This window comes from Aureisphaera sp., from assembly GCF_059726885.1.
This window is the reverse complement of the sequence record NZ_AP041051.1, coordinates 1,087,424-1,099,492: the sequence shown is the minus strand read 5'-3', so window position 1 is coordinate 1,099,492 and position 12,069 is coordinate 1,087,424. Positions and strand designations below refer to the sequence as shown.

General features: G+C 37.1%; 7 protein-coding genes. 4 read left to right on the top strand and 3 right to left on the bottom strand.

The window, feature by feature from the left end; all coding sequences use genetic code 11:
- Positions 1–315 precede the first annotated feature (315 nt).
- The 3 genes from AC6JAD_RS05005 to AC6JAD_RS04995 form a co-directional block, all read right to left on the bottom strand.
- Entirely contained in the window at positions 316–2,076 is a 1,761-nt protein-coding gene (locus AC6JAD_RS05005) for a hypothetical protein (protein ID WP_461302235.1), read from the bottom strand.
- Between the two features lie 503 nt (positions 2,077–2,579).
- The gene (locus tag AC6JAD_RS05000) at positions 2,580–3,329 is read right to left on the bottom strand and encodes a LytR/AlgR family response regulator transcription factor (protein ID WP_461302236.1); all 750 of its coding nucleotides are present in this window, start codon (positions 3,327–3,329) and stop codon (positions 2,580–2,582) included.
- On the bottom strand, positions 3,326–6,103 hold the full coding sequence (locus AC6JAD_RS04995) for a sensor histidine kinase (RefSeq protein ID WP_461302237.1): 2,778 nt from the start codon (positions 6,101–6,103) through the stop codon (positions 3,326–3,328). Before AC6JAD_RS04995 ends, AC6JAD_RS05000 begins: the two co-directional genes overlap by 4 nt.
- A gap of 304 nt (positions 6,104–6,407) precedes the next feature.
- On the opposite strand from AC6JAD_RS04995, the gene AC6JAD_RS04990 reads away from it, so the two are divergent.
- The 4 genes from AC6JAD_RS04990 to AC6JAD_RS04975 all read left to right on the top strand — a co-directional run bounded on the left by AC6JAD_RS04990 (position 6,408) and on the right by AC6JAD_RS04975 (position 11,621).
- On the top strand, positions 6,408–8,435 hold the full coding sequence (locus AC6JAD_RS04990; protein ID WP_461302238.1) for a trypsin-like serine protease: 2,028 nt from the start codon (positions 6,408–6,410) through the stop codon (positions 8,433–8,435).
- A gap of 11 nt (positions 8,436–8,446) precedes the next feature.
- Positions 8,447–9,463: a LamG-like jellyroll fold domain-containing protein gene (locus tag AC6JAD_RS04985; RefSeq protein ID WP_461302239.1), complete on the top strand. Its 1,017-nt coding sequence runs from the start codon at positions 8,447–8,449 to the stop codon at positions 9,461–9,463.
- Positions 9,464–9,552: 89 nt separating this feature from the next.
- Complete coding sequence (locus tag AC6JAD_RS04980) at positions 9,553–10,104, top strand: hypothetical protein (protein ID WP_461302240.1); 552 nt, start codon at positions 9,553–9,555, stop codon at positions 10,102–10,104.
- Positions 10,105–10,127: 23 nt separating this feature from the next.
- Positions 10,128–11,621 (top strand): hypothetical protein, encoded by a 1,494-nt coding sequence (locus AC6JAD_RS04975; protein WP_461302241.1) that lies wholly within the window; start codon positions 10,128–10,130, stop codon positions 11,619–11,621.
- Positions 11,622–12,069: the final 448 nt, after the last annotated feature.

The following is a 12,069-nucleotide window of genomic DNA, read 5'->3' as shown; positions in this document are numbered from 1 at the left end:
TTAGAATGGGTTGTGGTTTTTTTGTAGGCATCCAACAAAGTCGGGCGTCAGCAGTGGGAAAATAGTTGCGTAAAATGGGATTCATTAGATTTTTAGTAGGCATTTTGTTGATCGGGGCCTCCATCTTATATTTTGCTTATACATACAAGGATTCAAAAGGAAAGGGTAAGGATTATCTCCGATGGTCTCTCGATATTGAGATTTACTTCGGTATTATTGTTTTTTTGGTAATTGGTGTGATAATGGTCTACAGGGAAATAAAGGATGTTCTATGAGAAAGAGTGAGTGTGTTTTCTTTTTATTGCTAGTATTCGGTTAAGGTTTTAGTGCGACCTCAAAGTTGTCATTTTCTACATCATAGTAAATAAAAAATACTGCTGGACCGGAGAAACCAGTTGATACCCAGGTCGAATCTCCCCCATTAATTGTGGTACTATCTTTTTTTGTGGAAAACTCTACTTCAGTTGGCGCAAAATCCGGTGCGGAAGTGCCAATTATGGTTAGTTGCCCCGAGTCAAACCCAAAAGCCTTATGCCACTTCAGATTGATATCCAATTGGATTTTTGGTTGATTGTGCCTATAAATTTGAGAGATGTATTTATTGTTAATGACAAAATCAATTCTTGAATACTTTTCCGTTCGATTGTTATTTTTCTTCTCATGTGAGGCGAACTCAGCGCTCTCACCCCTTACAAACGTAAGTCTGGGCAAACCATTTTCATTAAAGGCTATTCCACTGGAGTCTCCTCGACCGAGGTAACGGATATTTTTTATCATATCCACTTCTTGAACCCCTGTAATGGCAATTTTCCCACTTGGTGAAATTAGTGCAGCGTGATTTCCTTCGCAATACAAACTATGAACAATTGCCCCCATGGTCGTTTCTTTATTTGCAATTAGGGCAACGAAACAGTAATGATTTACAAGCCTATCTACCACAGGACCATAAAATGTTAATACGTCCAAGCCAATAGCGCAATTTGTTACGTCAACGCCGCTAAATTTACAGTTACCTGCATCATCACCTGTTAAAGCGATGCCACCTCCAAAGATCCATTTCATTGTTGTATCTGTAAGTGTAGGGTCAATGCTGGGCTTGATTATAAATTGATTGGTAGACCTATTAATAGTATCTCTAACCACGTAATGTAGATCTCCATTTGACATTACCACATAAGGTCTTTTTCTGGCTTGTTCTAATAATTCCTCAGGCGGTAATTCGTCCGTTGTAATGAGCGTAAATTTTCGAGGCCCATAACGAGGATTCACGGTCCTGGGATCTCCTGTATGGGTCCAATTGGAAATAAAATAGAAACCAGCGCTGTCCTCGTGATTCCCCGAACCACATCGAGTGAATCGACAATCCCCAAGATTCATTTGAGAGGTATTGCCATTTCTCCCTTGAAATAACCTCGAACTGCATAGCAATCCATACGCTTTTGCCTTGGAACCTATAAATCCACCAAATACAGTTCTTGAACAGTTGCTTATTTTGATACAAAAGCCACATTTTCTTTGCTCCCAAGTTCCTCCTTTTCCTTTAACGGAAATAATCCCGTCCCATTTACTAAATGAAAATCCGTAAATAGTAAAAATAGTATCTACATAATCATTGCCTTTATAGGATAGCGTAGGGGACCCAATTATATGAGTAGTAGCAACTTTGTTCAATAACTCACCGCTACGGTCTCTTCCAAGAAAAATTTCCCCATTAATATCAAACATTCCAGTAAAAGCCGCTGTTCCAACATCAACTTCTGAAACATAAATTAAAAACGAATTGATCCCATGTGTATTTATTGCAGGAATATCTAATGAGGTTACCCCAACTCCTTTGGGTAAAGCGCCAAAATGTTCAGGACGAACCGGAAAGGAAACCAACTTCCATAGAACGCCATCTAAACTTCTGAATTCTGCATCATCACCCCTTGCATCACCAGTAGAATCTATTCTTATATATTCTGCAGCTCCAACACCCTTTACAGTATGACCCAATGTGTTAATTTTCAGCACTTCGGGTTCGCTGGAAAAGTCATGTAACTTTAAATCATTTATGGTTTCAAATATTCTAATCATATCCCATTGCTTTATGGCATTGTTCTTTCTTCCAACCTCTAATCGAGTTTCTATATTTGTTATACCTAATCTTGCTTTCTAAGAATTTTATTAGCTTATATTCCATACTCACGTTAATTAATCTGGTACTTCCTATTTAATATCAATTAATTCCCTAAAGAGCATTGTTTATCATTTTTACAATACCAAAGGTAAAAGCCATAGCTTGATAATTTTAAAGGTGAAAACCTATATTTACATGGGAAATCCCCCTAATTTTGAATTTCCAGTAGAGGGCGGCAATTGATTCGTTATTCCAATAATGGAAAACTTTCATTGAAAGAACCCTACTCTCCAAGAAAGGCTAACATCTCAAAAAGAGGCAAAAGCCCTAAAAAATCAGGAGGAGCTTTTCCCCCTTCGTACTGAAGCAATCGGGATATAATAACCAGGTTTCCAACCAATGAATGCCCCACGCTAGCACCCTCTTGTAACGGGTGTCAGCTAGGGAACCTTTGAAAGGTCTACAATAACCCCAGTTGTTGGATTTTTTCTTTGAACAACGCTTTGTTCCTGTATGAAATTGGGAGTGAAATTCCACCGCACATATGAGCGTTTCCTCCACGTCCATTATCCCATTCGTATACTTTATTTAGGTTTATGGCATAACTTTTATGGATTCGAAAAAAATAATCAGGGAGAATCTCAAGCATTGTTTTCATGGTTTCATGAACAAGAACCTTCCTATTGTTCGACAGATAAATTTCGCAATATGGATCATCATACCCAATGTAAATGATGTCTTGTGTAGTAATTATTTTTGAACCCCTAGAGGACTTTACGATTAGTTTGTTCTCCGAAACCAAAACACTTTCTGCACTGTTTTCTATCTGTTTTAGAATATTGTACGTGTCTTTCTTGGTTTTTGCCCTTTCTACGGTATTTCTTAACTGTTCTATGGAAAATGGTTTTAGTATATAATCGAAAGCCGTATGCTTGATGGCTTTAAGCATGTACTTGTCATAGCCCGTTATGAATACAGTTAAAAAAGAATAGTCTGGGAATTCTTTCAATATATCAAAGCCATTGCCATCTTGTAATTCAATATCGATAAAGACCAGATCCGGTTTGGTTTTCTTTATTAATTCAATTGATTTTATAACCGAATCACAGGTTCCTAAAACTTTTACGCCCGGGCAATAATGGTGCAACAAATTATGCAAAAGTTCCTGGCTATGTTCTTCGTCCTCAATAATTACTACCTCCAGATTCATCTTTTCAATATTGGTAAATTCAACGCTACTTTCGTTCCCTGTTGGGGAATGCTTGTAATAAACAATGTGGCCTTTGAGAAACCATGGATTTCATTCAACAGATCTATCCTCTGACGTATTATTTGTATTCCCAAAGATTTGGAGCCTGCCTTAAGATCTTTGGGATTGAAGCCTACACCGTTATCAGCAATTGCTATTCCCAAGATATCTTTTTTTATGGTGTACGTTATACTTAGCTCTCCTTTATAATCAACGTCCTTAAAAGCATGTTTAACGGCGTTTTCCACTAAGGGTTGCGACATCAGTGCGGGGATATACACCTGATCGCAATCTATAGATTCTTCTACGGTTACATTATATTCGAACCTATCCTTAAATCTCATGTTTTCAATGGATAAATAATCCTCTATGAAATCAATTTCTTCAGATAAGCTAGTCCTTTTGATTCTGGAGAACCTCAAACTTTTCCGTATCATCTTGGAAAAGGTATAAATGTATAGGTTGGCCTCCTCCTTTTTATCTGAAAAGATATAGTTCTGTATGGTATTTATCGAGTTGAAAATGAAATGCGGATTGATTTGGTTTCTTAATGTGGTCAACTCGGCCTCTTTGGCCCGTAATTCCAAAGAGAGGTTCCTTTTAAGGTTTTTTGTACGTAATTTCCAAACCAGAAATACACTCAATATCCCAAGGATCATTGCAAATAGCCTAAAGATACCGGTCTGGGAATAATGTGGTTTTATTTCAAATTTCAATTGGCGGATATCACTATAAATATTATCCGAATTTTTACACTGAATTTTGAAAGTATATTTTCCGGGTTCTAAATTCGGGTATTCCAACTCTCTGGTATTTGTTTGGATCCACCGTATGTCTTTTTCTGTCCCCTCTTTATAAAGTTGGTATGTATAGAAATAATCGTGGTTTAAAGGTTTAATACTTGAAATTCCCGTATATCGAATTTTAATATCGTTCTGCTGATGGCTAAAGGATGCATTAAGGTTGGGGTTTGAAACGGAAACAGGAACCTTATTCACCACGAATTCGTCTATGCTTAAAATCGGCTTTGGATAGGTCCTTTCCTTGGGTTGAAAATAATTGATCCCCTTATCGGTGGCAACATACAGATTTTCATTAAAAAAGGTTAGGTCTTTAATATAATTTGAGCTCAAACCTTTGGAGGTGTCAAAATATTCGATCGATTCAATTTTGAGTTTATCCATAGAATACTCCAACTTATTCAATCCGTTATTAGTACCCACCCAAAGAATGCTATCGTTTTGGGCATATAAAGCATGTATCGTATTTGAAGATAAGTTTGCATCCAACACATTCCAGCGATCATCCAGTTGATACAAAAGACCATCCCCCAATGTTCCTGCCCAAAAAATGCCACCAGAAGATACCAGATCGTTGATTCTCATGTTTTTTGTTTCTGAATAGTGTTTTACCGGGATGGAATCCTCATTCCTGTTAGGGTAACTTAATTTGAAGATGCCTTCATAAGTACCTAAATAGACATTTTTAAGACTGTCAATGGCAGATGACCTTACTCTATTAGGCTGTGAAAGGAGAATTAGATTGCCTCCCGACCTGCTTTTACTATAATACTTAAAACTAGAGTAATCGTATTGAATATATTTTGAACTATCAATTGGGCGAATATTTACTTTTCCGCCCAAGGACAATTCTAATTTTCCATTTTTATACCGAGTTGCTCCAAAATAAAAAATCTCTGCGTCATCTGGATCTTGAAACCCTTCATGAAACCCTGTTCGGTCTAAAAAGGGGAATAACTTAATGTTGCCCTTTTTGTCAATGGATGCTATTTCACCTTCTATGGTTTTGATGTATAATTTATCCTTTATTCTGTATAGGCCATCAACATTACTTTCATTGCTGTCCAAAATGATCTTTTTAACATAAATGGATGGGATCCTAAAGATTCCTTTCGACCTGCTTGTGGCCCAAATTTCTCCATTCGCAGTTATTGCTGCCGAAGTAATACTTACATCCTTAAGATAAAAGGTTGCGCCATTACTAAAGTTTAAAAGGTTGGTATGAGAAGAAAGCCCCTTTTCAGACATTATGAAGAGTTCTCCCTTGTCTGATACGAATTCATTGTAAATTTCCAAAAAAGTTCCATTTGGGGAGATTAAAATATCTTTCCCAGTTGAAAAAGAGTAATTCTTGGCAAATTGTTTGAAATTTTTGAATTCTTCTGGGTCAAGTGCGTTCCAAATCTTCACACTTCTTTTGGTCTTGGTACTACAATTATCAGAACAAACTACGGTGTCTTTTTCAAGCGTTTTTATTTGCCCATCCCATCTATTTATCGAATATGCTTTCTTCTCCGCAGAAATTACGCTAATAAAGTATATATAATCTTCATCTAAATCTATGATTTCAAACCATTGAAAAAATTCTTTTTTCAACTTTTGCAATTCTGAATTGAATTTAAAAGGCTTAAAATGAGATCCATTCCAATGGGTAAAGGAACCATCAATTCCGTTCACCCAAAAGGTGTTGTCGGACTCCCTGAAAAAAGTAAAATTGACCAAATTGGAAAGCCCATCTTCCAGTAGGAACTCTTCAAATTCATTGCTGTTATATCGCACGATCCCACGATCTGAAGTAAACCATGCATAGCCCTTCCCATCAATAAGAACATCGTAGAATTCCGAACTTGGAAGCCCATCCGAGGTATCGTATCGTTCGAAATGGAATTCCTGGGAATAGATGTGAGTAAAACAGAAAAAGAGAAAGAAACACAAGAATATTCTTTGGGGGCAACAACTCTTGTTTTGCTTGATCGTCAACATTTAATTAAAAATACATCAAAAAGGGTAAAGGTGTTTACCCACTCACCATAGTTTTTTTACCCGTTTATCATTATGATATAGTTATAGGGTTTTAGCTTCAGGTAATAACACATTGTATGTGACTTCACGTTGACCTGTAATTTATTACGCGATTACCCAATTATATATGTTATAAGAGGTCATTTAAAAGCCAATAGTGTTAATTGGTTTAGGACTAAAATTTGCAAACCTTTTTAAAAATCCAATTTTACTTATTATGAAAAAGATACTACTTATCATTGTTTGTTTTAGTGTTATTCAAACAGCTTTTGGACAAAATCAACGTATTTATGGAGGAGAAACTATCGATATTTCTGAAATTCCGTATCAAGTAGCTCTACAATCAGAGTCGGGAGCATTTTTTTGCGGAGGGACGATCATTAATGAATCTTGGATATTAAGCGCAGCTCATTGCTTCGATGAATTTTTAACTGATGATCCAAGAAACTTTATTGTTGTAGCGGGAGCTACCGATAGAACTGATTTAAATTCAGGACAAAGAATCAAGCTTGCTCAAATTACTCCCCATCCCAACAGGAATGGGGATACCAATGACTTAGTCCTTCTTAGGTTGGAAACTCCGTTAGAGTTTAATAATAATGTTAACTCAATAACTTATGCCAATCCAGATAATACAAGTTTAGAGGATATTATGCCGGGGGGGATCGTTCGAATTTCTGGATGGGGAGACATGGGAGGTGCAAGTAATTCAACAGATATTTTAAGAGCTACAACATTACCAATTATCTCAAATGAACTTGCCGAGAGTATGTTAGGTGATCCGGTAAATGAAACTATGATTTCTTTTTTTGAAGATGGAAAGTCAGCAGGAAAAGGCGATAGTGGAGGTCCTGGTGTGCTTAACTATAATGACGACCCATTATTAATTGGAATTTGCAGTTGGGGAGGGTATCCAAGAAACGAGAACCCATCCATTTACGCCAATATTAGGGCGCTTTCCAATTTCATTGATGAAAAACTCTACGAATGTGACCCAGAATTTATTAATGCAAATTTTACTATAGAGGATCAATATGGTAACGAAAAAAATCAATTCTGTTTTGAAACTCAAGACATCATCATAAATACTGATTTTGAATCCAATATTCCCTTTCCGACGTCATTTATTTTGACTGTTCGTAGCGAAGTTTCTTCCGGAATTAATCAGGTTTTTGAAAAATCTTTTAGTCAACAAACCGTGAATTTAACTCAGGCATTACAGGAACCTTCAAATTATATAATAGAACAAGGTATTGACTATGAAGTTACAGTTCGATATACCGATTCTAGATGTGGTAGTATTAGTAATACACAGATTTTTACTTATGGAGACTGTTGTTCTGAGGTTACCGATGCCAGTTTTTCCACTCAAATATCGCCTGTCGATGGTACTAATCCTCAGGAGTTTTCTTTAACAGCACAAGATTTTGAACTTTACGATTTTGCCAATGTAAACCATCACTGGTATATGTATGTAAGCACAAACCCTATAGGAGGGCCCTATACTTTGGCAGACTATCAAGTGGGCGATAATTATAGTTATACCCCCGTTTTGGAAAACCTCTATTATTTTTTGCAACACAAAATTATGGGCGACTGTGACGAAATTTGTTCCACCACGGTGAGCTGTTTGGACAATTGTATCATACCAGACAGTATCCCTTGCGAAGAATTGGATTGTTTGGCAAATCCGCCATCAGACTTAGCCTACAATTCGCTTACCAATAGCATCAGTTGGGATGCTACTTCCAGTACCGGTTTATACGATATTACCATCGTTAGAAATGATCAATTATGCTGTCGTGGTTTAGAAGTGCCTAGCACCGAAACCTGGACTAATTATGAAGGCACAAGTCTTATTGTGCCCTTGCCACCCAATAGCTGTTTTAGTTGGAAGGTGCGCGCTCGTTGCAGTAATAACAGTGAAGGACCTTGGTCCGAAACCCAATGTGAAAATGATGAAATAGGCTTAAGGTCAACCGTGCCTTTAAATGGATTTGATGTTTTTATTTACCCCAATCCCAATAATGGGAGAATGACAATAAAGACCGAAAGTTCTAATGGAGAAAATTACGCCTTGAATGTGATAGATTTTTCAGGGCATAAAGTAATTCAATTAGAAGGGATAAGATTTGGTGAGACAATGGAAATAGACCTTCAAAAGTATGGATTGGGAAAAGGCCTTTATTTCTTTAATATCCAAACGCAGAATAGTAATGAAATTAGAAAAGTAATTGTCTATTAATTTTCACACGAATGAAAAGATATCTCGTTCAAATTATTGTATTCCTTGCATTTGCCAGCTACGGACAGAATCATTCCTTAGAATTTGATGGTAATGATGATTATGTTTCATTAGGAGATCGGTTTGATTTTGGATTAGAAGATTCCTTTACTGTCGAAGCTTGGATAAAAACGGGACCAAGTTCAGTTCAGCAAATCATATCAAAAATTGGATCTGAATCGGACAGCCCTTATAGGGGTTGGGGTTTTCAAGTTGTTAGTAAAGGGGTTATTTCCGGGTATTTATCGTTTATATGGGATTCTAATATATACTTTACCGAAGGTTCGACACCCATCAATGATAATAATTGGCACCATGTGGCAATGACCTACAATGGTTCGGAAATCCAATTGTTCGTGGATGGGTTGGACGATAACACTATATGGTGGAATACGGGAATATTAGAAACAATTAATACCAGTGGGGAATCTAGAATTGGAGCTTTAGATTTAGCACCGTCTGCAGCGGAGAACTTTAGTGGTAGTATCGATGAGGTAAGGATCTGGGAGGTAGCAAGGACACCAGAACAAATAGCCGATTTTTACGATACCGAACTATCTGGTAATGAGCCTGATTTAATCGCTTATTACAAAATGGATAGAATTGATTCCCCTTGCGATATTGAAGATTGTAGTGTTAATCAATGGCACGGCGACAGAAACGGATCGGAGGGACAATTACCACAGTTTGCAGATGATTATCCCTCACTGGCTAATGTGATATGTGGTACCGATATTAGTTGTTCTCTTTCCATCGAAAACTTCATCGACGAAGCTAAGCCAATTTTTGCCTCAAATCCCGTAGAGGACGTTTTAATTCTCAATCCAGACATACGGATAGATTATCTGGAAATCTACTCAATTGACGGAAAACACCTATTCAGGTCTTTTGATTCTGAAATAGACGTATCCTTTTTGAAATCTGGAAAGTATCTCATTCGAATTTTTGCCAATGGAAATAGCTTAATCAAAACGCTAATCAAAAAATAGGACTTACTGGCCTTGAAAATACTTCGGAATAAGGAGGCAGCTGAAGTAGAACAGAATGAAACCCTTAATAATATTAAAACCTTTTAGTTATGAAAATACGCTCTTACCCTTTATTTGTAATGTCATGTTCACTAATATTCCTAATTTCACTTTCGTGCAGTGGTGACAGTCATACTGAAGAAAAATTAATTTTAGAGGAAACAGATCTCCTATTTGTCACTGATGAATCTAGTAACCAAAATGGAAAAGAAATAATTGAAGAATTTTCTTCTTTAGTAGGTTGTTATGCTGGCATAAACAATCTTGATGTCGATATAGCTTGGTCAATAGATTGCTCTACAGCTTCAGTTACGCTCTCCCTATGTTGTAATTGTCTTTCAACTGGTGGCCCAAATGGTGGCAATGAATCCAGTTGTACTTTGGAACCTGGTCTTCTAACTATGCAAACTGAAGAGTGTCCATTCGATTTTTATACTTACGATCACAATATTCCTGAAATTATGATTCGAGAAGGTAATTGTTATGAAATAGTCTTTGAAATAGAAAACAAGGGGTGCAATGTTGTATATGTAAATAGACTGTGGTTTAATGGAGAACCCTTTGAGTTTTCGTATGAACAATCACAATCTATATGTCAATAAATGATCACAAAATATGATTCGATATGAAAAATCTATTTTTTCCGTGGATACTACTTTTTGCAGTTTTGCTCTTTTCTCAGTGCACTTTGGAGTCTAAGGATTCCGAAGAGGTACCGTCAAACCTTCAAAGTAAAATAGTTAGTAAAAGTAGTGGGGTAACAGTGATCCAAACGCCACATCCAATTTATGACAATGAGATACAATATTCCATAGGCCCAAATGCCGATATAGGAGAAAACGACCTTGTTGTTTGGATCATGCCCAATGGACACCAAAGGACAGGTCATACCATAAGCCAAGTATACTCCCCGGGTAGCGAATTGAATACCGGACAGGTCTTTTTTGTTGAAAAAGGTAAGTGGGGACTAGTCGATTTAGGAGAGCAATTTGAAGCCAACGACATACCTCTCCATGGAAATTTTAACACAGACATAACGAGTCCTATTGTTGATTTTGAAGGCTTAAACATTAAAGCCGAATCTACATGGAATTTGGTTCCCAACAATTGGACTTTTGTAATGCTCTCCTTTACAAATACCCTAGGTATTGATATCCCTTCAGGATCCATAAATCTTCGGGCTCCGTATTATCCCGATAATATTTTGGCTTTTGACAATCAAAAATCAATTATTCCAAATAACTGGGCATCCTTTTTCGAATATAATCTTGACAAGCCTGGCATACAAGAAATTACTTGGACATACAATGATTTAGCACCTGGAGAAGTCCGTACGATTTATGCCTACTTTTCTTTAGGAAATGAGTCCACAGATGACTTCGATTATTTAGATGGAATTGACGCTGTCATTCCCTTTTATGTCTCACATGATGGACAAGAATCCTCCTTGGTATTGCGCAAGACAAACCCTCCACATGACCCGAATCGTCTAGACCTTCTTAATGTGGCTGATTTGGACCCTAAAAGCGGGGAATATACATTTCCGGAATACAATACTCCATATTTTGATGCTTCTGTATGGACAAAGGAGTTGTCTGTTTTGGGAACTGATTACCTGAACTTGCCTCCAGATACTGAAAAGCCGGCCTTTTACCAAATGGCATTTCCAAAAGAACAAAACTTATTATATCGTCTTTCTTTTGAAAACGATGGTGCCGGTAAAGCTCGCGATATGATAGTATCCTTGCCCTTTTTGGTTTTGCCAGAATATGATTTTGACCTTTCCTCTTTAGAAATCATTGGGGCAGAACATTACGACCCCAACGATATTCAAATACAGCATACAGAGAAGGACATTCAGTTTTTGTTACCTGATATTTTTCTTTATGGAAAGCAAGATCCGTATACCACCCGCAAATCAACGGAGGTGAAAGGGTATGTCGATTTTAAGATTGGGGTTAATAATACAGCACCGAAACCCATAGTTTCAAATGCTACTATTACGCTTTATGAAGGCTGTACGACAGTTGATGCAAATCAACATTATTGTTATGCTGTTGATCCTATACAAACTAATGATGTAATTGTTTTTTCCTTAGGGGTCGATGAAATAAAGTAATCTTCCAAATTATTTTCTCACGTCCTACCGTGTTGAAGGTTTTTATTATTGATAAAACTTGAGGATGGTATGGTAGGTGGCGCTACAAATTACGGCTTCTTGTCAAAAGAAAGCGCTACACCGTTGAGATGGTTCTTATAAATGGAAAGAGTAACGGTTATCCCCCCGCTAGCGCCTGCCTGCGGCAGGCGGGGGCCAGCGAGGGGATCACAACGCATGATAATTTTTTTTACAATAACAATAAATTGATAAAAAAATTGTCAATTTGTTTGCCTGTGCGGTCAACAGACAAACCCTTGAAACTATACCCATTAGAATTACACAATACGCACCAATACCTATTTATTAAGTGCTAGTACGTATTTTTTATATAAGCCACAATACGTTACTTGAGCCATCATAACAATTTCCCCTAGTCATTCATAATAAATACAGTTGCAATAGCTGG